The sequence below is a fragment of the Hungatella sp. SL.1.14 genome, assembly GCF_024460495.1.
In the GTDB taxonomy this organism is placed as follows: domain Bacteria; phylum Bacillota; class Clostridia; order Lachnospirales; family Lachnospiraceae; genus Hungatella; species Hungatella hathewayi.
Window position 1 is genome coordinate 1 of sequence record NZ_JANFYJ010000016.1, and the last position, 25,244, is coordinate 25,244.

At 49.7% G+C, this 25,244-nt stretch carries 21 protein-coding genes and 3 tRNA genes; 22 read left to right on the forward strand and 2 right to left on the reverse strand.

Features of this window, described 5'->3' with window-relative positions; all coding sequences use genetic code 11:
• Positions 1–52: 52 nt before the first annotated feature.
• From NE473_RS17115 to NE473_RS17135, 5 genes are all read left to right on the forward strand, one after another.
• Positions 53–125: transfer RNA gene (locus NE473_RS17115), tRNA-Asn, on the forward strand.
• Between the two features lie 47 nt (positions 126–172).
• A tRNA-Glu gene (locus NE473_RS17120) sits at positions 173–244 on the forward strand.
• Between the two features lie 45 nt (positions 245–289).
• Positions 290–360, forward strand: a tRNA-Cys gene (locus NE473_RS17125).
• Positions 361–469: 109 nt separating this feature from the next.
• Positions 470–2,302: a sensor histidine kinase gene (locus NE473_RS17130; RefSeq protein WP_055651670.1), complete on the forward strand. Its 1,833-nt coding sequence runs from the start codon at positions 470–472 to the stop codon at positions 2,300–2,302.
• Positions 2,299–3,816, forward strand: coding sequence for a response regulator transcription factor (locus NE473_RS17135; protein ID WP_055651671.1), 1,518 nt, complete (start codon positions 2,299–2,301; stop codon positions 3,814–3,816). Before NE473_RS17130 ends, NE473_RS17135 begins: the two co-directional genes overlap by 4 nt.
• A gap of 82 nt (positions 3,817–3,898) precedes the next feature.
• Here the strand turns inward: NE473_RS17135 and NE473_RS17140 are convergent, their stop codons facing one another.
• A complete protein-coding gene (locus tag NE473_RS17140; RefSeq protein ID WP_055651672.1) occupies positions 3,899–5,677 on the reverse strand; it encodes a putative glycosyl hydrolase in 1,779 nt (592 codons plus the stop codon).
• Positions 5,678–5,681: 4 nt separating this feature from the next.
• Positions 5,682–7,442 (reverse strand): hypothetical protein, encoded by a 1,761-nt coding sequence (locus NE473_RS17145; protein WP_055651673.1) that lies wholly within the window; start codon positions 7,440–7,442, stop codon positions 5,682–5,684.
• Between the two features lie 330 nt (positions 7,443–7,772).
• Here NE473_RS17145 and NE473_RS17150 point away from each other — a divergent pair, with 330 nt between their 5' ends.
• The 17 genes from NE473_RS17150 to NE473_RS17230 all read left to right on the forward strand — a co-directional run bounded on the left by NE473_RS17150 (position 7,773) and on the right by NE473_RS17230 (position 25,096).
• Positions 7,773–8,729, forward strand: coding sequence for an ABC transporter permease (locus tag NE473_RS17150; protein ID WP_055651674.1), 957 nt, complete (start codon positions 7,773–7,775; stop codon positions 8,727–8,729).
• A gap of 15 nt (positions 8,730–8,744) precedes the next feature.
• The gene (locus NE473_RS17155; protein ID WP_006771665.1) at positions 8,745–9,650 is read left to right on the forward strand and encodes a carbohydrate ABC transporter permease; all 906 of its coding nucleotides are present in this window, start codon (positions 8,745–8,747) and stop codon (positions 9,648–9,650) included.
• Between the two features lie 82 nt (positions 9,651–9,732).
• Positions 9,733–11,475, forward strand: coding sequence for an extracellular solute-binding protein (locus NE473_RS17160; protein WP_055651675.1), 1,743 nt, complete (start codon positions 9,733–9,735; stop codon positions 11,473–11,475).
• A 23-nt stretch (positions 11,476–11,498) separates the two neighbouring features.
• Complete coding sequence (locus NE473_RS17165; protein ID WP_055651676.1) at positions 11,499–12,830, forward strand: MATE family efflux transporter; 1,332 nt, start codon at positions 11,499–11,501, stop codon at positions 12,828–12,830.
• A 201-nt stretch (positions 12,831–13,031) separates the two neighbouring features.
• Positions 13,032–13,436 carry a TFIIB-type zinc ribbon-containing protein gene (locus tag NE473_RS17170; RefSeq protein ID WP_171038824.1) on the forward strand — a complete coding sequence of 135 codons (405 nt, stop codon included), beginning with the start codon at positions 13,032–13,034 and terminating at the stop codon, positions 13,434–13,436.
• A gap of 47 nt (positions 13,437–13,483) precedes the next feature.
• Positions 13,484–14,410: a DUF2156 domain-containing protein gene (locus NE473_RS17175; RefSeq protein WP_055651677.1), complete on the forward strand. Its 927-nt coding sequence runs from the start codon at positions 13,484–13,486 to the stop codon at positions 14,408–14,410.
• Positions 14,407–15,459: a GNAT family N-acetyltransferase gene (locus tag NE473_RS17180; RefSeq protein WP_055651678.1), complete on the forward strand. Its 1,053-nt coding sequence runs from the start codon at positions 14,407–14,409 to the stop codon at positions 15,457–15,459. The genes NE473_RS17175 and NE473_RS17180 overlap by 4 nt, the downstream gene beginning before the upstream one ends.
• A gap of 68 nt (positions 15,460–15,527) precedes the next feature.
• Entirely contained in the window at positions 15,528–16,166 is a 639-nt protein-coding gene (locus NE473_RS17185) for a type I phosphoribosyltransferase (protein ID WP_006771657.1), read from the forward strand.
• Positions 16,167–16,321: 155 nt separating this feature from the next.
• Complete coding sequence (locus NE473_RS17190) at positions 16,322–17,053, forward strand: NAD-dependent protein deacylase (RefSeq protein ID WP_055651679.1); 732 nt, start codon at positions 16,322–16,324, stop codon at positions 17,051–17,053.
• Between the two features lie 81 nt (positions 17,054–17,134).
• Positions 17,135–18,124, forward strand: coding sequence for an L-glyceraldehyde 3-phosphate reductase (gene mgrA, locus NE473_RS17195; protein WP_155560903.1), 990 nt, complete (start codon positions 17,135–17,137; stop codon positions 18,122–18,124).
• Positions 18,125–18,148: 24 nt separating this feature from the next.
• Positions 18,149–18,346, forward strand: coding sequence for a DUF951 domain-containing protein (locus NE473_RS17200; RefSeq protein WP_006771654.1), 198 nt, complete (start codon positions 18,149–18,151; stop codon positions 18,344–18,346).
• A 153-nt stretch (positions 18,347–18,499) separates the two neighbouring features.
• Positions 18,500–18,787 (forward strand): 30S ribosomal protein S6, encoded by a 288-nt coding sequence (rpsF, locus tag NE473_RS17205; protein WP_002602081.1) that lies wholly within the window; start codon positions 18,500–18,502, stop codon positions 18,785–18,787.
• Between the two features lie 22 nt (positions 18,788–18,809).
• Entirely contained in the window at positions 18,810–19,262 is a 453-nt protein-coding gene (locus tag NE473_RS17210) for a single-stranded DNA-binding protein (protein WP_006771650.1), read from the forward strand.
• 45 nt (positions 19,263–19,307) lie between these two features.
• A complete protein-coding gene (gene rpsR, locus NE473_RS17215) occupies positions 19,308–19,574 on the forward strand; it encodes a 30S ribosomal protein S18 (RefSeq protein ID WP_002602079.1) in 267 nt (88 codons plus the stop codon).
• A gap of 182 nt (positions 19,575–19,756) precedes the next feature.
• The gene (locus NE473_RS17220; RefSeq protein ID WP_196411676.1) at positions 19,757–21,820 is read left to right on the forward strand and encodes a glycosyl hydrolase 115 family protein; all 2,064 of its coding nucleotides are present in this window, start codon (positions 19,757–19,759) and stop codon (positions 21,818–21,820) included.
• Positions 21,783–23,537, forward strand: a complete 1,755-nt coding sequence (locus NE473_RS17225; RefSeq protein ID WP_155560901.1) for a sensor histidine kinase — start codon at positions 21,783–21,785, stop codon at positions 23,535–23,537. The genes NE473_RS17220 and NE473_RS17225 overlap by 38 nt, the downstream gene beginning before the upstream one ends.
• A gap of 2 nt (positions 23,538–23,539) precedes the next feature.
• Positions 23,540–25,096, forward strand: a complete 1,557-nt coding sequence (locus NE473_RS17230; RefSeq protein ID WP_155560900.1) for a response regulator transcription factor — start codon at positions 23,540–23,542, stop codon at positions 25,094–25,096.
• Positions 25,097–25,244 lie beyond the last annotated feature (148 nt).

Consider the following 25,244-nt stretch of genomic DNA (forward strand, 5'->3'; position numbering starts at 1 on the left):
TGGTTTTGAGGGTATATGCCTTGCCAAAAGGATTATCTTCATGGTATAATAATCCTCGATAGCTCAGTCGGTAGAGCACGCGGCTGTTAACCGCGCTGTCGTAGGTTCAAGTCCTACTCGGGGAGTTCGTGATACTCAAACGATAAATGAGGAGAACGAAATGCAAAGCTTAGGCCCCATGGTCAAGCGGTTAAGACATCGCCCTTTCACGGCGGTAACACGAGTTCGAATCTCGTTGGGGTCACTAAAGTTGAAATTCATTAGAACTTCAACTTTTTACAATATTTACGGCGACATAGCCAAGTGGTAAGGCGTGGGTCTGCAACACCCTGATCACCAGTTCAAATCTGGTTGTCGCCTCTCTTAGAAGAGCCTCAGGAACCTTGAGAAATCAAGAGTCCTGGGGCTTTTTACATTGTTTACAAAGCAGATAAATTCTGGCATAATGATGAAAAAGGGGGCTGTGTAAATGGGGGCGTTAATTGACAGAATCCGGCGGGCTGTGATGAACACCGGGATACGAAAAAAGCTACTGTTAATCTACTGTGCGGCGGGCCTGGTGCCGATGGGGGTGATCGGCAGCCTGATGCTCTATAATACCCACCGTATGCTTTACGGACAGTACCGCGGGCAGCTGGAGTCGGAGAATAAGCGGGTTCATAATATTGTATTTGAGGTTACCTATCTGGTGTCCAATATCTCCAATGTTCTGGGATACGATTCGGCCCTGAATACGCTTTTGAGTACCAGCTATGAAAGTGACGGACAGGTTTACGAGGCATACCGGGCTTATCCTCTTCTGGATTCCTTCGCGGAAAATTATACGGAGTTATCTTCTATCCGTATCTATTTTAACAATCCGACCATGGTGAGCAGCGGCCGTTTTCAATATGCCGGTGAAGAGGTGCAGGCGTCGGAGTGGTACCGGCTCGCAAAAGAGAGCTCCGGTGAGCCGATCTGGATCTGTGAGAAGCAGGAAAACTCACAGGACAATCTCTTTCTGGTGCGGAAGGTTCCGCTTTATAACCGGGATTTTGCAGTGATCTCCATTGGGATCAGCAGCAATTTTTTAAAACTGATGATTAATGATGAACAGACAGACACCTTGCTCAGCCTGGACGAGGGGGAGGTTTTTTATGCGGGAAACGCGTCCTACTTTGGGAAGCCGCTTCCGGTTTCACAGACAGCGCTGTCGGAGACCCGGGTGCGGACACTTCGGGACAATGGACTTCTGGTCGGATGCTCTGCATTGCAGCCGGTTCGTTCCCACCAGATTATCCAGGTACTCACCGTGGATTCCCGTGCCCTTGGGGCGGTTAACCGGACTATGGTGCTTATGATGGCCATTATTTTGTTTTGTATCCTTATTCCGTTTGTTCTGATCTTTTTATTTACCGGCTCTTTTGGCCGCCGTATTGCCGTGATCCGCGGGGAGATGCATAAGATCTCGGAGGGCAATTTAGACATCATTCCTCTGTTTGACGGTACCGATGAACTGGGGCTTCTGTTCCGGGACATGCAGCAGACAATCAATAATATTCAGAATTTAAACCGGCAGTTGTATGAGAACCGGCTGGACCGTCAGAGGCTGATGAACCAGCAGAGAATGATAGAATTTCAGATGCTGGCCAATCAGATTAATCCTCACTTTCTGTTTAACACGCTGGAGACCATACGCATGAATGCCAGTACCCATAAGGACCCGGACACCGCTTATATTATCACGCAGCTGGGGAAAATGATGCGTTACAGCCTGCAGACTAAGGATCAGCTGGTGAGCCTTGCTCAGGAACTGGCTTATACGAGAAGTTATCTGGCGATTCAGCATTTCCGGTACCGGGAGAAAATCAGCTACGAGATCCTGGTAAGCGATGAGATCACACAGGATACTTATTATCTGATGCCGCTTTTGATCCAGCCTTTGGTGGAGAACGCCATCTCTCATGGCATCAGTCCCATGGACGGACCAGGGTTTCTGCTGATACATATTGAACCGGTAAAAGACTATTTGTCAATCGTTATCCATGATAACGGGGTTGGCATGGATGAGGGGGCGCTGCAGGCTCTGAGAGAGTCGGTGGAAGCTCCGGAGCCGGAATATACAGAGGATCCGGTACCAACTGAACGTCATATCGGTCTTAGAAATGTCAGCTCCCGCATCCGCCTGTTCTATGGCAGAGAATATGGGGTGGATATTGAGAGCAGACCGATGGAAGGGACGGCTGTCACGCTGCGTCTGCCGCTTCCCCGGACAGACGGCCCCCTGGAGATGGAGAAGGAAAAGGAGGATGAAAGGCAATGAACCTTTTGATCATAGATGATGAACAGATTGTAAGGGAAGGGCTGAAGACGATTTTTCCCTGGGCCGAGTACGGTTTTACCGTCTGCGGTGAGGCAAAAAACGGGGAGGAAGGGGTGAGCCTGATCCGTAGCCTGAATCCGGATCTGGTTCTGTTGGACATCAGGCTGCCAAAGCTTGACGGTCTGGAGGTGTTAAAGACCGCCAGGGAAGAGGGATTTGGCGGACAGATCATTATATTGAGCGGCTATGCCGATTTTGATTATGCGAAAACGGCTATACGTCTTGGCGTCTGCTCTTATTTGTTAAAGCCGATTGATGAGGAGGAACTTCTTCATGCCGTGAAACAGGCGAAGGAAACTCTGGAGAAGGAAAAGCGGGAATCCGATCAGGCATTAAAATCACCGGAGCAGGTGCGCCGGGAACTGCTTTTAGACATCTTAAACGGCGGAGCGGAGCATAAGAGGGAGGAACTGCTGGCCTGTTCCATGGATTTAACAGCCGATGCCTATCAGGTGCTCCTGGTGGTTATCAAGGACAGAAAACCGGATGGTCCGGGAGATATGCTGTGTAAATGGCTGCAGACCCTAAACAGTGTTTCTGTCTCTGAGGGAGGCTGTGAGTACTATCTGCTGCTTGGAAGAGAGGCGGTCAGCCAGGCCGCCCATCCCCTGCTTTCGGATTCCGGCATTTTTTTATCCTACAGCAGAATGGGATTTGATGCTGCTGAGATTCCCCAGCTTACCGCCCAGGCCAGAGAAGGCTATGAACACCGGTTCCTCTTCAGCACGGACGGTCTCTCCATCCAGTGCCGTCTGATTCCGGAGCCGTCGGCCAAAGCGGGGGAAGGCTTTGGTGATCCCCTGGTCATTGCCGATAAGCTTTATAATTTTATTTCTTCTGATCAGACGGCCAAGGCGGCAGAGTTCTTAAAGCACTTAGAACTCAGTATCCAGAGACAGAGGCTTAATTATGACACAGTAATCCGTCTCTTTATCAATTCCTATATGCAGATTGATATGCTGATAAAGGAGCATTATCCTGAGGCGGCAAACCGTGTCACGGGAGCCAATCTCGTTATCTATGCCATCTGCAAGTGCAGGACGCTCCGGGAGATTGTGAACTTCCTGACAGAACATATCACAGGCATCATCCGGATGGTGCATGAGGTGAGAAGCGATAACATCATCGAAAAGCTGTGCGGCTATATCGGGAAAAATTATCGGCAGCCTTTAAAGATTGAGACTCTGGCGGAAGTGTTCGGCTACAATGGCAGTTATCTGGGAAAGCTGTTCAAGCAGGAGACCGGGGAGTCCTTTCACTCCTATCTCGACCGGGTGCGTATCGAAAAGGCAAAGAAGCTTTTGGAGACGGATGCCAGGATCTATTCCGTAGCCAGTGAATGCGGGTTTCAGAGCAATGAATATTTTTCTAATAAATTTAAAAAGTATGTGGGAGTAAGCCCGCAGGCTTACAGGAAAGCCAGGGCGGAAGAACAGGGAGGCGGAAGACAGTGAAACGTAAAGCCGGCCGGACATTGGGAGGACTGCTCTCAATGCCTGGCCGGCTTTCTGGATTAACAGGAAATGCGTGACGTTTCTATGCGTGTTCCTTTCTCAAGACTTCAAAGAATCGGAATTCTCCATTTTCTATAGATACCTTATAGTGCTGCTCCGTCAGCGCCTCCGGAATTTTGGCGCTGTCAAACCGTTTTTCTGGATGCATATCCACGGTAAGCGGTGCAAATACCTCCCCTGTTTCCAGATCCCGGATTCCCGACGCATCTTCAAGGCGTATTGAGATATCCACTTCCCCGGCATGGGGGCGGTAGGAAAGCAGGCCGAAGGTCTGGTTGTCATACACGAAGAGACTGTATTTGGGGGCTGCGCTCAGGGAGACGAATAACCCTCTGGTGAGAACGGCTGCGATCTCAGCCACTACCGCTTCAGGCAGCCGGTAGAGCTGGCTGTAATCGTCGGGAATATTGAGTATCAGGAAGCTTCCGTCTCCATAGAATTCCTCTGTGAGTATGGAGAAGCCGGCTTCCTCCGTGACCATGGACACCGCCTGCCAGGCTCCGCCGCTGCAGGTGTAGACCGGAAATGTGACAGGTTCTCTGCTCTCGCAGTAGATACGCTGGTTGCGGTGATAGCCGTCTGCGATAAAAAGTTCTGCGCTGGCCCGACGGTTTGTGATCTGGGCATTTGTAATCTCATCGATGCCCCGGTCTGACATGGCCTCCACGAAGGCAGGAGTTGCCACGGCATGGCCGCCGTTTCTGACATAGCTTTTGAGCTTTGTTAGAATCTGCGGGTCTCCTGCGGCGCTGGCCGTTAAAAAGATCACAGGAGCGTCTTCCCGGAATACGGCGGAGGGCTCAAACGGGATGCCGAGCATGCCTAAGTAGTTGATTAACTGGCCTTCTCCGCTGCCTTCCAGAGGTTCATAGACCGAGACGCCGATGGGGGTTCCGGTTTTGTCTAAGAGGCTGTCGATGCGTTTTAGCTGCTGGCCCAAAACCGGCTGCAGCGGGCATTCCGTCAGAGTCGGATAGCGGAACGACATCCAGTCGCGGCAGGCGATCAGTTCCTTTGCACCGGCAAAGAGTGAGAGCGCCGCCTGTTCTACCCAGGTGTTAATGTGGTTGTTGGAGCCCCCCTCATCGATCCAGGCCCCCAGGTTGCGGCCGGGGACGATGCCGGTAATCCGCCTGAAGCTGCTGTAGCTTAAGTAGCGCTGTACGTGCTGAGGATCGTATTTGGGATTGCGGGCCTCCGTGCCGGTGTAGACAAAGTCGAACACGTCTTTCTGCAGATCCGGCGCATAGCCGCACTGTCTGTAGCTCTCATACCAGTTGGGATATTTGATGATGAGCCGGCAGCCGGGATTGACATCGGCCGCGGCCGCTTTCATATCCCTGGAAACCTGGAGCATCAGATCCGTCCGGTATTCAGCCCAGGTTCGGTCTCCCCTGGCGTCAATGCACAGGGGGCATTTACAGCTGGTAAAGAAGAAATCATCCAGTATGATCTCGTCGAACAGGCTGGCGGTGTAACGCACAATATCGAGAAATGCTTCGCGGTACACCGGATCCTGGTAGCAGATCACATCGTAGAGCGTGTTCTTTTCATGGCCCGGGATGGAGAGGGTGGGGGCGATGGCGCCCCCGGTCTCGATTCCGTACCGGTGAAACAGTTCCTTCACCGCTCTCATTTTACTCTCCTCAATGTCGTACATGCCCCTGTGAGTCTCCAGATACACCTTGGTCAGAGGCAGCCGCTTTTGAAAATAGCGGATAGCCTCCTCCACAGTATCTAAATCCGCATAATATAAATACTCTGCATGCGGGTAGGTTGCAATGTGAAAATTTCTGTACATTCTTCTATTCCTCCTTTCCGATCAGGCGGTAAAACCGACAGAAACCGGCGGTGAAGGGAACTTCCAGAATCTGCTCCCTTACCTCTGATTTTGCCTTGGCGGCATCGAATCGCTTCTGCGGCTCCACTCCCGTTAAAAGCGGATAGTACTCCCGGCCGGTCTCCAGATCTACGATGCCTTTATACTCATCTCCTCTGAGAATGATCTCCAGATTTTCGTCCACGGGTCTGAAGGAGTAGACGGCAAAGGTACTGTTGTCGTACTCGAACAGGCCGTACTTTGCATCTGCACTTAAGAATACAGGGAGATTTCTCGTCATGACTCGGCTGATATCGGTCAGCACATCCTTCGGAAGGCGGTAGAGCTGGCTGAAATCATCCGGTATATTGAGGGTATATAAATTTCCTTCCCCGTAGAAATCCTCCAGCATGAGCGGGAAATTGCACTCATCCGTAATCAGGCCGATCTGGCACCAGGTGGCGTTGGTCTTGTAATCCAGCACCTGAAGATCTACAGGGCGTCTTCCCTCGCAGTAGAAACGGTGATTGCGGTTATAATTGTCTACGAAGTACACATTGCCGGAGGCCCGTCTGCCGGTGGGGACTGCAGTGGTCATATCCCGGATTCCTCTATCCATGGTGCTGCTTAGAAAACCGGAGGTTATGACGGCATGGCCGCCTTTTCGCACATATTCCTTTAATTTCTTCACGACATCCGGATCCTTGGCCGAGCTGGCAGTAAGGAGCATGGAAGGCGCCTCCTCACAGAATACCGGGGTTGGCTCCAGCGGAACTCCACACATGCCTAAGTAGTTCATCAGCTGATCTTCGCCTTCCGTGTCAAATGGCTCATAGACGCTGACGCCCATCGGCGTTCCCAAATGTCCCAGAACCTGATCCATACGCTCCAGCTGCTGCCCCAGCACCGCAGTCAGAGGGGAGGAGGCCATGGATTCAAAATTGAAGAGTGTCAGCTCTCTGGCGCCCGCAAAGAGGGCCAGGGAGGCCTGTTCTACAAATGCGTTCATGTTGTCGCTGCTTCCGCCTTCATCAAACCAGCCGCCGCCGTTTCTTCCGGGAGCGATCTGCTCCATAAAACGGATCAGGCTGTAGCTTAAATAGCGCTGGATGTGCTGGGCGTCGTACTGAGGATTTCTGGCCTCTACGCCGGTATAGATTCCGTCGAAGATATCTCTTTGAACCTGTGGGTTATAGCCGCAGTCCTGGTAGGACTCGTACCAGTTGGGATACTTGATGATAAAGAAACAGTCCGGGTTCTCTTCCCTGGCGGCCGCCACGATCTCCTCTGCCAGTCCGGCCATAAGATCCAGACGGTACTCCGGCCAGCTCCGGTCCTTTTTTGCTTCGATGCACTCACTGCAGCGGCAGCTGGTGAAGAAGAAATCATCCAGGATGATCTCATCAAACATCTTTGCCGTATCTCTTACAATCTCCAGATAGCGCTTCCTGTAGACAGAATCTGTATAACAGAGCACGTCGAAGATCGTGTGTTTCTCATGCCCCTCGATGGAGAGCGTGGAGGTAATTCCGCCGGAGGTCTTTATCCCATAGGAAGCAAACAACTCTTTGATGGCTTCCATCTTTTCCCGGGGGACATCGTAGATTCCCCTGTGGGTTTCCAAATACACCTTGTCGAGGGGAAGCCAGGTTAAGAACTCCTCAATCTTTTCTTTCAGCATTGGTAAATCTGTTTTGCATAAATACTCTGCGTGGGCATAGGATGCCGTTTTAAATTGTTGAAACATGGTCGTCTCTCCTTTTTACTGTTCAATGATTTGTTGCCGCCTTACTCTTTCAGTTGGAAATTTAACACATGAGAGAGGAAAATGTAAAGAAAAAAATGTAGCAATTAACGAATGAAAATTGGGAAAAATGGAGTTTTTAAGATGAAACTTATAAAAATTGGAGATTGGAGTTGAGAATTTTATACATTGTATTTTATAATTCTAATTTTTACAAGAATCATCTTCGGTTTGCCCGGTTTTCTATTTATGGCAAAACGCTATAATAAAACATATAAAACAAATTCCCCGCTGCGGTACACAGCCGGGGAGCAAAGAATAGGGGGTTTTATTATGGCACTGGCTGCTGTGAAGCGACCACCCGCCGGAAATGGCCGCACGGTAAATAAACGGCGGCAGACCGGGATTCGGTATTTTCTCTTAATCCTTCCATTCCTGGTACTGGTCGCAATCTTTTCCTACTATCCGCTGTACGGATGGGTTTATTCTTTTTTTAATTACCGGCCGCCCATCAAGCTGTCGGACTCGGAGTTTGTCGGACTCAAATGGTTTGCCTCACTGGTGGAGACGGACGTTAAACGCAGACAGCTTTTAGGGGTGCTTCGCAATACCTTTGCCATGAGCGGACTGACAATCCTGACATCCTGGTTGCCGATGGCCTTTGCCATTTTCCTGACGGAGATCCGCAGTAAATGGTTTAAGAAATCGGTACAGACCCTGACCACCCTGCCCAATTTCGTCAGCTGGGTGCTGGTCTATTCCATGGCCTTTGCCCTGTTTTCCAGTTCGGGCATGATGAATACGCTTCTTACGAAGCTGGGGCTCGTGAGCCAGCCAATTCAGTTTTTACAGTCGGACTCCCATACATGGTTATCCATGTGGCTGTGGAGTACCTGGAAATCTCTCGGCTGGTCAGCCATCATGTATCTGGCGGCAATTGCCGGGATCAGCGATGATCTCTATGAGGCTGCCAGAGTGGATGGAGCGGGACGATTCCGTCTTATATGGAATATTACGATTCCGCAGTTGATTCCCACCTTTTTTGTCCTGCTGATGTTAAACGCTGCAAACTTCTTAAACAATGGCCTCGACCAGTACTTTGTATTTTCCAATGCATTTAATATGGAACACATCCAGGTGCTGGATCTCTACGTTTATAACCTTGGAATGGGATCGGGAAGCTATTCACTTGCCACCGCAATCAGCATGCTGAAAAGTCTGGTCAGCGTCACTCTGTTAGCAGCGATCAACGGACTTTCCAGGGTAATGCGCGGGGAGTCAATTATATAAGGAGATGAACCGAGAATGAAAGAAAAAAAGAAAAAGAATTTGGGAGACCGTATATTTGATCTGCTGCTTATGGTGTTTTTCGGGGCATTTACCCTGATCTGCATCTATCCGTTTTACTATCTGATTATTAACACGATCAGTGCAAATAATTTAAGTGCTAATGGAGATATCCTGTTTTTACCGAAGCAGATTCATTTTCAGAACTACATTGACGTCATTCAGCTTCCGGGCCTTTTAAACGCTGCATTTGTCACACTGGCGAGAACCGTTTTGGGAACTCTGGGTACTCTCATGGGATCCGCATTCTTAGGGTTTATGTTCACCCAGGAAAAGATGTGGGCCCGCAAGTTCTGGTACCGGTTCGTGATGGTAACCATGTATTTTAACGCCGGTCTGATTCCGTGGTTTCTGACCATGAATAACCTGGGGCTTACCAATAATTTTCTGGCCTATGTGGTTCCAACCATTGTACAGCCCTTTAACATCATACTGGTCAAGACCTACATAGAAAATATTCCAAAAGAGCTTCAGGAGGCGGCTGAGATTGACGGAGCGGGAATTCTGCGGGTTTTCTGGCAGGTAATGCTTCCGATTACAAAGCCGATCCTGGCCACCATCACCATCTTTGCTGCAGTCGGACAGTGGAATTCCTTCCAGGATACCCTGCTCCTCATGACCAACGAGAAGCTGTTTACCCTGCAGTTTATCCTGTACCGCTATATTAACCAGGCCAGTTCCTTATCGGCCCTGATAAAAAACACCTCCAGCACTCAGATGTTGCAGTCCCTTGCCACTGCACAGACTGCAACATCGGTGCGTATGACCGTCTCGGTCATCGTGGTGATCCCGATCCTCTGCGTCTACCCGTTTTTCCAGAAATATATCGTAAAGGGTGTGATGATCGGATCCGTAAAGGGATAGCAGCAATTTAGAAAACAGTTTTTACAGGCTTTACTCTTTCAAAATAAAATATGATAATGGTTAGGAGAAAGGAAGGTATCTTATGAAAAAAAGAAAAATGGCAGCAGCGTTTATGGCAGCACTGATGTTAACTGCATCTCTTGCAGGCTGCGGAAGCAGTGAAAAGGCGGAGAGTGCTTCAGACCCGTCCCATGGAGGAGCGGGGAAGGAAGAGGAGCTTCTGACAATCGACATGTTCTGCGCACCGGCCAACTATCAGGGGGTACAGACCGGCTGGTTCGGAAAGGCGATCAAGGACGCCTGCAACGTGGAGGTCAACATCATAGCGCCCAACGTGGCGGGGGGCGGAGATTCTCTGTACCAGACAAGATCAGCAGCAGGCAACTTAGGCGATCTGATCGTTATCCGGAAGGATCAGCTGGAGGATTGTTACAAGGCAGGACTGCTTTACGACATGACTGATTTTGTGGCGAACAGCAAGAACCTGAAAAACTACAGCAAATCCTCGGAAAATCTTTCAAAGCTTCTTGGAACAGACAGAATCTATGCGTTTGCAAACAGCTCTTCTCTGCTGTCCCCCATGGAACCGGCCTGGACGGCGGTGAATCCATCCATGGCGATCTTTTCCAGATGGGATTACTATAAAGAGCTTGGTAAGCCGCAGCTGAAAGATATGGACGATCTTCTGGATCTGCTGAAACAGATGCAGGACGCCCACCCCACGGCTGAGAACGGCAAAAAGGTATATGGATTCTCCCTGTTTAAGGACTGGGACAGCAAGTGGATGCGCTGTGCCTCCATCTGTACCTGGTTTAACGGTTACTCTGAGAGCAACACCGGATTTTTGTTTACCAACGGGGATGCCAGCGATTACACACAGCTGGATGATGAGAACGGCATTTATTATAAGATGTTAGAGACCTTTTTCAAGGCCAACCAGATGGGACTTGTAGATCCTGACTCCAGCGCGCAGACCTTTGACGCCATGCAGGCCAAGGTAGGAGAGGGAGAGGTGCTCTGCCATTTCTGGCCGTGGCTCACCATCGACAACTACAACACGCCGGAGCGTGTGGAACAGGGCGTGGGATTTGCCTATCTTCCCATCGAGGATCAGCGATTTGTAGTGGAAGGCTATAATCCTTACGGCACCGATGATCTGGTTATCTGTATGGGAAGCAAATGCAAAAATCCGGAGAGAGTCTTTGAATTTCTGGACTGGTTCTCCTCGCCGGAGAGCATGATGATAAACTACGGCGGACCGGAAGGCCTGGCCTGGGAAAAGGTAGATGGAAAGCCGGTACGTACGGAGTACGGACGTACAGCGGAGACGATAAACGCTCCTGTGCCAGAGGAGTATGGCGGCGGCAATTTCAAGGATGGAAAATGCCAGTTTAACTGGTGTATCCCGTTCTGGCTGGATAAGGACCCGGCAACAGGAGAGATCTTTAACAAGGCTCTGTGGACCTCTACCGTGAAAAATGAGAGAAACCGTGTGATGGACGAGTGGACCGAGACCTTCGGAACCGAGCTTCCAACCCAGTATCTTGTGGACAATGATTTAATGGAGATCATTCCAGGCAGTCCCTATATCTGTCCGGTGGACTCCTCGGATATCAATATTAAGCGTTCCCAGTGCGGCACCGCTGTGAAGGAAGCCTCCTGGAAGATGGTATTTGCCAGGGACAAAGAGGAATTTGACGCTGTATGGCAGGATATGAAGACCAAACTGGACGGCCTGGGCTACAACGACGTGATCGCGGTAGATAAGGCCAACGTGGAAGGTTTTTACCAGGCCCGTAAAGCAGTTATAGAAGAAAATCAATAGGCGGGGAATCCCGGGGCGGGCATATGAAAAATCAAACTTCCAGGTATCATTACTCCCTGTTTCATTTAACGTGGCCGGTATTTCTGGAGATGGTACTGCAAATCATGGTGGGAAGCGTGGATCAGCTTATGATGAGCCAGTTCTCACAGGTTGGTGTCACGGCCATAGGAAATGCCAACCAGATTATCACCTTTGTGCTGCTTCTGTTCAACATTGTAAGCTCGGCGGCCCTCATTCTGATTTCCCAGTACCTGGGGGCCGGGAAGGAAAAAAAGGCGGTGCAGTTTTATTCCCTGTCTCTGTTTTTAAACGGCAGCGCCAGCTTTCTCTTAAGCGTGCTGTTTATCCTGGCTGCCCGCCCGCTGTTTACAGCGATGCGGGTGCCGGGGGAGGCGCTGTCCGACTGCATCCTGTATTTCCGAATTATCGCAGTATCCTTTTTTGTGCAGGCACTGTTCGTCACCTTCTCCGCGATTTTGAAAGCCCATGCGTTTATGAAGGAATCCATGGCAGTCTCTGTGGTCATGAATCTGCTGAACATTTTAGGCAACTGGCTGCTCATTCCCTCCATGGGAGTGGCCGGTGTGGCCTTATCCAGCACGGCAAGCCGTATGGCAGGGCTGGGCTTCCTCATCTTCTTTTTCGTGAAACGGCTTCATACTCCGGTGGGGCTTTCCATCCTAAAGACTGTGGGGCTTAAGGAGCTGAGGCAGCTGCTTTCCATCGGCCTTCCGACCGGCGGCGAGGGGCTTTCCTACAACCTCTCCCAGATGGGAATTTTAATCATCGTGAACTCTCTTGGCACGTATGCGGTCAACACCAAGATCTATGTGGGTATCCTGGCAAATATTTCCTGTCTCTTCGCCGTGTCCATCTCCCAGGCGGTCCAGGTCATTGTGGGTCACGCTGCGGGAGCGCAGGATTACGACTATGCAAGGCAGAGAGTGAGAAGCTGCCTCGGTTATGCCACGGCAGCTTCGTTTGTCATGTCAGTGCTGCTTTATGCATTGAGTGGTCCGATCTTTTCGATCTTTACGGATTACCCGGAGATTCTGGCACTGGGAAAGCAGATTATGCTGGTAGAGATTGTGCTGGAGTTTGGAAGGGCGGTCAACAATGTGATGATCCGCAGCCTTCAGGTGTCGGGAGATGTAAGATTTCCCACCTTTTTAGCGATCACCTGCCAGTGGAGCGTGGCTTTTGGCTTAAGCTGCCTGTTTGCCTTCGGATTTGGCTGGGGACTGATCGGCGTGTGGCTTGCAATGGCGGCCGATGAGTGCATCCGGGCCTTTGTCCTTATGTGGCGCTGGCACACCGGCGCATGGCAGCGGATGGGATTTGCGGCTCACGCCTGAGGGAAAGAAGTATACAGATAGGGCAGTGGAAAAATGGAGTTAATTCAGCTTCATTTTTCCACTGCCTTTTTCCTGGATGTTTCCGTATTGGAACGAAAAAAATCTAAAAAGATTGTGAAACATCAGATGACGAGATTGACTTTTTGCAGTGACTTCATTATAGTTAAGTCATTATGAGGAAAAGAGGCGTTTAACTTTATGATGAATAAATGGAGGGAAAAGTTCGCAGGATTTATGGTGGGCCGCTACGGGGCGGACCGCCTGGGTCAGTTTCTGATCGGTGTTTCGCTTTTCTTTCTTCTGATTGGAATCTTTGTCAGGAGACCATGGGTGGATATTCTGGCGTTTGCCTGCCTGATTCTCTGCTATTTTCGGATGTTTTCAAAAAATATTGGAAAACGGTACAAGGAGGAGCAGGTGTTTGAAGGACTCCGGTATTCCGTGACGGAAAAGTTTCGGAAATATAAGTTTAGAATCCGGGAAAAGAAGGAATACCATATCTATAAGTGTCCGAACTGCGGACAGAAGATCAGGATTCCACGGGGAAAAGGGAAAATCAGTATCCACTGTCCGAAGTGCAATACCGATTTTGTTAAGAAGAGCTGAGTCAGGAGACAGGACGAAAGACAATATGAATACAGAAGGGAATTATTATGGATCTACAGTTTAAGCCGGTAGTGGCAAAGGATATTGAGAGACTGACGCCGTTTTTCGCGCTGCGTCCCAATAAGACGTGTGACAGTGTGTTTCTGGACAGCTTTATCTGGAGGGATTTCTACCATATCCAATGTGCTGTCAGCGATGGAAAAGCAGTTCAGTTTTTGATGGAAAAGGATGGCGTTACGTTCAGTGCCATGCCGATGTGTAAGGAAGAGGACTTGTCCCACTATTTTTATGAGATGGTGGAGTATTTTAATACGGTGCTGAAGAAGCCGCTGCGGATTTATCTGGCGGACGAAGAGGCCGTGAATGATTTAAAGCTGGATCCTGAGAAGTTTGAGGTGAAGGAACAGGAGGATTTAAAGGATTATCTGTATGATGCCGGGGCCATGCGTTCTCTGTCCGGTAAGAAGCTGCATAAGAAAAAGAATCATTTGAATGCATTTTTGAGGGAATATGAGGGACGGTATGAGTATCGGACCTTATGCTGTTCCGACCGCGACGATGTGTGGGAATTCCTGGACCGATGGTGGGAAAACAAGGTGGAGGCCGCGGAGTTCGGTACCCAGCTGGATTATGAGGTGAATGGAATTCACGATATTTTGAAGAACTGTTCCCAGCTGTGCGTCCGGATGGCAGGAGTCTATATCGATGGCAAGCTGGAGGCATTTACGATAGGCAGCTACAATGAATTTGAAAAGATGGCGGTAATTCACATTGAGAAGGCCAATCCGGAGATCAATGGGCTTTACCAGTTTATTAACAGAGAGTTTCTGGTCAGATCATTTCCAGAGGAGATGATTCTTGTCAACCGGGAGGACGATGTGGGAATGGAAGGCCTGCGCAGAGCGAAGATGTCTTATAATCCGATTGACTTTGCCAGAAAATACAGCATAGAACAGAAGGACTTTAAAGGATGATACACTATTTAAGACAGGAAGAGAAGAACAGGAGCCGGAAGCTGTGGGAAGAGATCTTCACGGAAGATTCCCAGTCGTTCGTGGATTTTTACTATGCGGAGAAGTGCCGCCGGAACAGGATTCTCGTGGCGGAGGAGGAGAATGAGATCGTAGCCATGCTCCATCGGAATCCGTTCGACGTGGTGGTTAAGGACCGGATCTGGAAGATCGATTATGTTGCCGGTGTGGCAACCGCTGCGGCGTGGCGGCATCAGGGGTATATGAGCCGTTTGCTGTCCAGAATGTTTGCCGATATGTATATGGAGAAGATGGGATTTTGCTTTCTGCATCCGGTGAACCCGGCTATTTATCTGCCCTTTGAATTTACCTATATATTTGATCAGCCGCAGCTTACCATAAGCGAAAAAGGGATGATGCGGCTGAGCGGACGCGCCCTGATGGAACAGCGGACGGAGGAATGCGAGGAGGCTGCCAGATTTGCCGGAAAGTACCTTGAGAAGCATTACGAGGTCTATACCATGCGTGACGAGGAGTATTACCGGTCTCTGTGCAGGGAGGTAAGAAGCGCGGACGGTGACCTGGTTCTCTTGAGGACAAGGGATGAGAAGGAACGCCTGACCGGTATTTCTGCATATTACGGAGGGGAAGAGACGGAGCAGAGGGAGCTTCTCGTGCATCCGGATTTTGTGAAGGAGATTGCCCCGCCAAAGCCTCTCATGATGGGGCGAATCGTCAATCTGGAGCAGTTTGTCTCTGTGATCCGGCTGAAGGAGGACTCAGAGGTCAGCGAGATGGAGCTTATGATCGAGGTTTCGGATGGACAGATCCGCCAGAATGACGGTATTTTCCGCTGGAGGCTGGATAAAAATGGATCGAAGGTGACGCGTATAACGGAAGGGGCTATTGTAAAACCCCATCTCTCGCTGGGCATTGCGGAGATGACAGCCTGGCTCTTTGGATACAAAATGCCCCAGATACCGGAAAACCGGAGGAGTATGGCGGAAAGAATCAGGCCGTTAAACGGTGTGTATTTCGATGAGGTAGTATAGAAGATTTTCCTTGTAACCGATCGTGTTTCTGTAGTATAATAAAGAAAACAGCAGCAGGGGAGGTTTCTATGGAAAACAGATATATTAAGCTTCAGGCTCCAGGATGTAACGTACCGCTCAAGGTTGTGCCGGGACATTTTGCAACGAACCATTCCCATATCAATTACTACATTGATATGACGACGCTGAAGACGCGTGTCAGTGAGGCACAGGAGGTCGCCCGCGATTTGGTGGGGCTTTACCTGTATAACACGTTTGTAGATACCATCGTATGCCTGGACGGTATGGATGTGGTAGGCGCCTATCTGGCGGAGGAACTGACGAAGGCAGGAGTTATGTCAAGGAACGCGCATCAGACCATTTACGTTGTGACTCCGGAATACAACAGTAACAGCCAGATGATTTTCCGCGATAATATTCAGCCCATGATAACCGGTAAGAATGTGATTCTTCTGATGGCTTCCGTTACGACGGGAAAGACGATCAACAAGGGAGTCGAGTGCATTCAGTATTATGGAGGGAAGCTCCAGGGAATCTCGGCGATCTTCAGTGCGATCGGGGAACTGGATGGAATGCCTGTGAACTCTGTGTTCCGGGAACGTGATATCCCTGATTACCAGACGTATGATTTCCGGGAGTGTCCATACTGCAAGCAGGGAATCAAGCTGGATGCCCTTGTAAACGGCTACGGATATTCGAAGCTTTAAAGCATTTTCAGACATGCTCTGAAACGATCCGGGGTGCCGCAGGCGGATTTGGAAGAATCCGGTCTGCGGCACCCCGCTTGAGTTTTGGACCGGTATTGCGTTGTGCAGTGCTGTGTCAGCCGCAATTTTACAGTGCAGGAGGGAGAACGGAAGAGATGGAAGCGCAGGAACAGTTGAAGCAGTGGATCTCTGAGAGCAGCCGGATCGTATTTTTTGGCGGAGCCGGTATGTCTACGGAGAGCGGGATTCCGGATTTCAGAGGCGTGGACGGGCTGTATCACCAGCAGTATCAGTATCCGCCGGAGACGATTATCAGCCACAGCTTTTACAGGCAGAATCCCCAGGAATTTTACCGGTTTTATAAAAACAGAATGCTGTTTCCGGAAGCAGAGCCGAACCGGGCACACCTGGCTTTGGCAAAGCTGGAGGCGGAAGGAAAGTTAAAGGCTGTTATCACTCAGAATATTGACGGTCTTCATCAGGCAGCGGGCAGTAAGGAAGTCCTCGAGCTTCACGGATCGGTACACAGGAATTACTGTACCCGGTGCGGGAAGTTTTACAGTCTGGAGGATATTTTAAATATGGATGAACCGGATGGAATCCCGCGGTGCAGCTGCGGCGGGACAATTAAACCGGACGTGGTGCTCTATGAGGAGAGTCTGGATCAGGAGGTGCTAAGCCGCTCGGTGGAATATATTACCAGGGCGGACATGCTGATCGTCGGCGGTACATCCCTTACGGTTTATCCGGCCGCGGGACTGATTGATTACTATAGAGGAAACCGGATGGTTCTGATTAATAAGACGGTTACCCCCATGGACAGCCGGGCGGATCTGGTGATCAGCGGGCAGCTGGGAGAGGTACTGGGGGAAGCAGCGGGCGTGTGAGCGTGGTGCGAAGTGCGGACTGCGGGCAGCCCGGAAGCAGAGAAAGAATGAAAAAATGACAGTGTAAAGGAGCGTAAAACGATGTATCAGGCAGCAGAAGACAGATATGAGAAGATGGAATACAAGCGTTGTGGAAGAAGCGGGGTACGGCTTCCCAGGGTTTCACTGGGGTTATGGCAGAATTTCGGCCTGGAAAAGCCGTTGGAAGACCAGGAGGCGATTCTCTGCCGGGCCTTTGATTTGGGTGTGACGCATTTTGACCTGGCGAATAACTACGGATTTCCGGCGCCGGGAAAGGCGGAGGAGAATTTTGGAGAGATTTTAAGACACGGTCTGGGAGCTTACCGAGACGAGATGATTATTTCCACGAAGGCCGGATACGATATGTGGCCGGGACCTTACGGGAACTGGGGATCGAGAAAGTATTTAATGGCCAGCCTTGACCAGAGCTTAAAACGGATGGGGCTGGAGTATGTGGATATTTTCTATCATCACAGGCCGGACCCGGAGACTCCGTTAGAAGAGACGATGGGAACGCTGGCGGATATTGTGAGACAGGGCAAGGCGCTTTACGTCGGTCTTTCCAATTACTCAAGGCAGGAAGCGGAGAAGGCAGTTCTTCTGCTGAAGGATATGGGGATACACTGTCTGATCGAACAGCCCCGTTATAATATGTTTGAGAGAACGCCGGAGGACGGATTGTTTAAGGCCATGTGGGAGCACGGTGTCGGCTGTATCTGTTACAGTCCGCTGGCTCAGGGCGCACTGACGGATAAGTATTTAAATGGGATTCCCCAGGGGTCGAGAGCTTCCCGGGTGGGATCTACGATTAATGACCGATACTTATCGGAGGAGAAGCTGGACCAGATCCGCAGGCTGAGTGAGATCGCGTCGGGCAGGAACCAGTCTCTGGCACAGATGGCGCTGGCGTGGGTGCTTCGGGAGAAGGCGGTGACCTCCGTGCTGATCGGAGCCAGCAGTGTAAAACAGCTGGAGAACAGCGTACACTGTCTGGATAATTTGGAGTTTTCCGCAGAGGAGCTGAAAACGATTGACGAGATTTTAAAATAAGGACGCTGAATACGGGAGAATGAGATGAATTTTGAGGTTGGAGATATTGTAAAACTGAAAAAACAACATCCCTGCGGCAGCAGCGAATGGGAAATTATGCGGGTCGGCGCTGATTTTCGTTTGAAATGTATGGGCTGCGGACACATGATCATGGTTCCCAGAAAGCTGGTGGAGAAGAACGCCAGAGGGCTGAAGGGAGCAGATGGGGTGGAAAAGAGATAGAATGCCCTGGAAATGTCGTAAAATCGTAGAAAAGCAGGAAAAAGTACTTGCTTTTCCTGCCAATTTCTGATAAAATATTAATCCGTGACACATTAAATTCCTTGCTCCTGAAACTGAAAGCAGGGGCCAGAGACCACAAGGAGGTAAAGAAGCATGAACAAGTATGAGTTAGCCGTTGTTCTTAACGTTAAGCTCGAAGATGAGGAGAGAGCAGCAGCCATCGAGAAGATTACAAATTATATCACTCGTTTTGGCGGTACTGTAACCAACATCGACGAATGGGGTAAGAAGAGATTAGCTTACGAAATTCAGAAGATGAAAGAGGGATTCTACTACTTCATCCAGTTTGATGGCGATTCCACAACACCGAACGAGTTAGAATCACGCATTCGTATTATGGAACCAGTTATCAGATATTTATGCGTAAGACAAGAGGCATAATCGATAAAGAAAGTGTGATCGTATGAACAGAGTAATCCTGATGGGTAGATTGACCCGTGATCCAGAAGTAAGATATTCCCAGGGCGAGCGCGCCATGGCCATCGCAAGATATACGCTTGCTGTTGACAGAAGAGGCCGCAGAAACCAGGACGGCAACGAGCAGACCGCAGATTTTATCAACTGTGTCGCTTTTGACAGAGCAGGTGAGTTTGCCGAGAAGTATTTCCGCCAGGGCATGAGAGTGTTGATTTCCGGAAGGATCCAGACTGGCAGTTACACGAATAAGGACGGTATCAAAGTTTACACGACTGATATCATTGTAGACGATCAGGAATTCGCCGACAGCAAGGGCGCGGCTTCCGGTGAGGGCGGCGGCTATCAGCCGACATCCAGACCGGCACCGTCTTCCGCAATCGGTGATGGATTTATGAATATCCCGGATGGAGTCGAAGACGAAGGACTTCCATTCAACTAAATTTACAGGGATAGAAACAACAAAATCTAACAGGAGGTAGTACCAATGGCATATAATAAGAATGATAAAGCTGATGGCGCCAAGTTCAGAAGAGGCGGCATGCGCAGAAGAAAAAAAGTATGTGTATTCTGTGGTGAGAAGAACGGCACCATCGATTATAAAGATGTAAATAAGTTAAAAAGATATGTCTCTGAAAGAGGAAAAATCCTTCCGAGACGTATTACAGGCAACTGTGCAAAGCATCAGAGAGCACTTACCGTTGCAATCAAGAGAGCAAGACACATCGCTCTTATGCCTTACACAATGGAATAAACTTTTATTTTATAAGGGTTTTGCGAATGAGATTCCGTAAGAAATTATGGAGTCTCATTTTTTTGCAGAAAAGTCGGAAATTTCCAAGTGTGTTTCCAGTTTTTTTCCATTTACGCCTATCGCGTATTTCCCTATAATGGAGTGGGGATACGATAGAATTTTTCACGGTAAAGGAGACTATGATGGGAACATTTTTATTGGATAAAAGCGTTACGGTAGACATGGGAACGATGAAGGACAGAGGTGCGGTGAGACGAGCGGTGGAGCGGTTTTACCGGGATCTGGATATGGTGGTTGACGGGGATTTGGCTTTTGGGGGCGGGATAGAGCTCTGCGAGGAATCCATGGAACCGGAACAGTACAGGATACTGGTTGAGGAGAAACGGATGGTCATCTGTGCGGGGGATGAACTGGGATTTGTGTACGCACTGCTGCATTTGAGCGAGGCGTATATGGGGATACTGCCGTTTTGGTTCTGGAATGATCAGAAATTCGAGAAGCGGGAGGTTGTGGAGATCCCGGTGGGAACGATCGCCTCGTCGCCATATCCGGTGAGATACAGAGGCTGGTTCTTAAACGATGAGGTGCTGATCAGCCGCTGGGATGGCGGCGTAAGTAAGGAGTATCCGTGGGAGATGGCATTTGAGGCACTTCTGCGGCTGGGAGGAAATTTAGTGATACCGGGGACCGATGCAAATTCCAAGATTTATGCGGAACTGGCCGCAGAGATGGGACTCTGGATCACTCATCATCACGCGGAACCGCTGGGAGCCGAGATGTTTGCACGGGTCTACCCGGATAAGACGCCTTCCTTTGCGGAGTATCCGGAGCTCTTCTACGGCCTGTGGGAGGAGGGAATCCAGAGGCAGAAGAATTACCGCGTTATCTGGAATATCGGATTCCGTGGGCAGGGAGACCGGCCTTTCTGGGATGATGATCCGCAGTATGACACCCCGAAGAAGCGCGGGGATTTAATCAGCAGCCTGATGGTGCGCCAGTACGAGCTGGTAAAGAAGTATGTGGAAAATCCTGTATTCTGCACAAATCTCTACGGGGAGACGATGGAACTGTATCAGCAGGGATTCCTGACTCTGCCGGAGGATGTGATTACCATCTGGGCCGACAACGGTTACGGGAAAATGGTATCGAGAAGACAGGGAAACCACAATCCCAGAGTGCCGGCGCTGCCTCCCGCAGAATTGAGGGAAGGGAACCATGGAACGTATTATCACGTCTCTTTTTACGATCTGCAGGCGGCAAATCACATTACCATGCTGCCAAATTCTATGGAATTTGTGGAAAAAGAATTGAAAATAGCGTATGATTGTGGAATAAAGAGTCTGTGGGTTGTCAACTGTTCTAATGTAAAACCCCATGTATATCCGCTGGACTTTATCGGGAATCTGTGGAGAGGAAATTCGCTTACCGCAGAGGAACACAGAAGGCGGTATATGGAGTCTTACTATGCTTATGGACAGCGGATTGACGGAAACGATCTTTTGGAGCCTCTTCAGGATCTGTTTGAAGCGTATTTTGATTGTACGGTTCCATATGGAAATGAGGAGGACGAGCGGGCGGGGGACCAGTTTTATAATTACGTGACCAGGGATTTTGTCTGCCGTATCATGAAGGATGGGGGACGGAGACCGGAACCGGAGCTTAACTGGTTTGCCCCGGGAGAGAGTCTGGAAGAACAGATGAAACACTACCGAAAGACGGTTGCAGGTGGGAGAAATGCATTTGAACCGCTTCTGGAAGCGTGCAGCCAGATGGCAGAGCAGGTGGGACCGCTAATGGAAGACTCCCTTCTCCTGCAGGTGAAAATACATACTTACTGTCTGAGAGGTGCTGTGTCCTTCTGTGACGGTTATGAGGCGTATGCAGGTAAACAGTATCTGAAGGCGTTTTATTTATTCGGCAGGGCGGCGGACTGGTATGAAGCGGCAGACCGGTCTATGAGAGAGCGGGAACACGGAAAGTGGAAGGGATTTTACGAAAATGACTGTCTCTGCGATGTGAAGGAGACCGCCTGCTGTCTGAGACGGCTGATGGGATATATCAGGAATTTAGGGGACGGCCCTCATTTCTATGAGTGGCAGAGGGAGGTTACCTATTCGGAGGAAGATAAGAGGGTGGTTCTCATTACCAATATGGAGAATCATATGACGGATCAGGAACTTTACCAGGCGATGAAGGAGCGGGAAAGTGATGAGAAAGCGTTGGGATCAGTGGGTGGAACGGTTTAGGAATACGAGCCTTGCCAGAAAGATGATGGTGGTCTATGTGGCCATATTCGGAATTCTGTGCAGTATCACGCTGCTTGCCATGCAGGTTACCTTAAGTATCTATGACGGCCAGCTTTACCATAAGTCCCTGGAGGAACTGAATTTCTTCACGGAGCGGGTGGACGGAGAGCTGAAAAAGGTGGAGGAGCTGTCTTTCGATCTGGCGATGGATTACGAGATTCAAAATCAGCTTTCGATTATAAAAAGCGCGAAGAACAAGGCGGAATACTCTTTTCAGATGTCGAAGCTGCGAAGCAGGCTGACCACGGAGGCGCTGTCGGCGGAGCTGGTGTCGGAATTTATCTATACGGATAAGTTTCTGACCAGATATGAGGTTGGGAAACGGTATGTGGAACTGCCGGTGGGGATTTACGACAGCCTGCTGGAGAAATTTGACAAGGCGAAAGGGGCTTATGTTTATGAGAATCCTACGGAGGAATTTCCCTACCTCGTCTCCGGCAGGGATATACGCAAACACATCGATGCCAGCCTTGAATACCTGGGGAGTCTGATTTTTGTATCAGATATCCGGGTGCTGATCGAGAAGCATTTAAATCAGCTGAAAACCGATGTATCCAGCCTGTGCGTGACCAGCGACTCCGGCCTGATCTACCAGAGCGAGGAGGGTTTGTATGAGAAAATCAGGCAGGTGCTGCCGGAGAGCGATTATGAGATCATAAATCTGCAGGGGAGAAAATATTTTCTCTGTCAGCTTACATCGGCAGAGACGGGCTGGACGTATGTGAATATGTTTCCGTACAGCTCGATTTACTTTATGAACACCATGGTCCGCTACTGTCTGATCGGCGGATTTCTCGTGCTGTTTGTGGCGGCGATGCTGATTCTGAAGCGGCTTTCCACGGCCATCACCAGACCGCTTAACAGACTGACGGATTCAATTCAGATCGTGGAAGCGGGGGAGTTTCAGAAGGCGAAGGAGTATCTGGAGGGAGAGAAGCGCGGTGACGAGGCGGGAATCCTGACCCAGGAGTTCCAGATCATGCTGGATAAGATCATGGTTCTGATCCACGAAAATTATGAAAAGCAGATATTGCTGAAGGATACGCAGTACCGGGCACTTCAGGCTCAGATAAATCCTCATTTTCTATATAATACGCTGAATTCCATTAACTGGATGATACGGTCGGGCAAAAATGAGGAGGCGTCTGAGATGCTGATCTCGCTGGGGGATTTGCTGCGGGCGGCATTTAAAAAGGAACAGCTGGCTACGGTTTTGGAGGAACTGGAACTGGCAAGGCATTATATTGATATTCAGAAGGTACGGTACCGGAGAAGGGCTGAGTTTCTTGTGGAGGCAGAGGGCGATTTGGAGGCGTACCACGTGCCGCGGATGATTCTGCAGCCGCTGGTGGAGAACTCGATCAACCATGGTGTGGACAACTCCTTAAATAAATGCAGGATTCTGGTGCGGGTTAAGGAAAATGAAGAGGCGCAGACCATGACTCTGGAAGTGGCGGATGACGGACCCGGTATGACGGAGGAAGAACTGGCGGCTGTCAGGAATTTCACCATGGTGCCGAAGGGAAACGGAATTGGGCTTAAAAATATCAGCGAACGGCTGAACCTGATCTTTTCCGACGCGGTATTTGAGATAAGCAGCCAGCCCGGAAAGGGAACCGTTGTGAGGATTGAAATTCCGAAATATGGAGGGAAATAAACGTGTATAAGCTTCTGATCGTGGACGATGAGGATGTGGAGAGAGAGGGGATGGCAGATTTTATCCAGTGGGAAAAGTACGGGATAAGTCTGGCGGGAACCGCATGGAACGGTGTCGAGGGATATGAGGAGATCCAGAATCAGATGCCGGATATCGTGATTACAGATATTAAGATGCCTGTCATGAATGGTATTGAGCTGATCCGGAAGACGAGGGAGGACTTTCCGGATATTGTATTCATTGTGCTTTCCGGCTATGGGGAGTATGAATATACCAGCAGAGCCATGGAGCTGGGTGTGCGCCATTATATACTGAAGCCCTGTGATGAGGCGAAGATTGTGGAAGTGATCGGTAAGGTGACGGAGGAGCTTAAGGTCCGGGAAGAGAAGAAGAGGAAAGAGGTTGATATGCGGACCCAGGTCAAGCGGCTTGCCCCGAGAGCCAGAGAGCAGATGTTCCGCAATGTGCTGCTGAACCGGGAAGATATCCATAAGGATTTCGAGGCGTATCTGGGCGGCTGCGGTATCTTTTCAAAAGAGGTCTTTCTTCTGGCATTTCATAAGGAAACGTGGTTTGACTATCTGGAACAGTTTGTGGTGTCGAACATAATAACAGAGCTTCTGGGAAGCGGTCACGTGCTTCTGGTGACATCCATCCGCAACGATGTGCTGCTTCTGTTGGATGGGCGTGTATTTGATGAGATTCAGCCCGTCATTGTGAAGGTGAAAAAGGAGTATGAGAAGTTTGATTCCAGCCCGCTACAGACCGCGGTTTCCGGCCGCGGAAGCTGGGGGCAGATACACAGCCTCTATGAGGAGGTCTCGGGACTTTTAAAGATGGGAAAGATCGAGGCGGACACGGACGCTTTGTGGCATGGATTTTATAAGGATATCAACCGGGAGGAATTGATGCTGATTAATTACCGGGCTCTTAAGGCTGCAAAATCCTATGATACCATCCTGTTTGAACTGTATCTGGGGTTCGTAAAGATGCGGCTCAGAGGCGATCTGGCCGGAAGAAAGGAAGCGGTAATTTTATATGTGCTTGACATGCTCTATGAGGATGAGGACAATGAACGGTGGATGAAGGAGAAACTTTGGAATGGAGAGGGCCGCAGCGGGGAAGGGAGCCAAAACGCCGGGGACGACAGGGAGCTTTTGAAGCTTTTGGCCGACTATATCAGTGAGAAGCAGGGATTTTATCCGGGCGGAGATAAGGAAGAGCGGCGCATGCGCGATATTCTGCTGGGAATCTATCAGAATATCAGCAGACAGGAACTGAGCATCCAATGGCTGACGAAGGAAGTTCTGTACATGAATCAGGATTATTTCGGGCGGGTCTTTTCCAAGTGTATGAAACAGAAGTATTCCTCTTATCTGCTGAATGTTAGAATTGAACTGGCGAAACGGCTGATCTGGTATTTTCCGGAGATTAAGCTTTCCCAGATCGCGGAGGAAGTGGGGTACCCGGCGGATGGCCAGTATTTTTCCAAGACCTTCCGAAAATCGGTGGGAATGTCCCCTTCCGAGTATAAAGATTATATACAAAAACAGGCGTAATTTGAAAAAAACCGGCTTTTTCGCTTTGGAAAAAGTCGGCTTTTTTCAATTGGGATGACGGCTTTTTCCATTTTTAATTTGTTTAAAATCATGTAGAATAACACCATAAACAAGGTGTGCACCGAACCTTTGAGAGTTAAAAATAAAG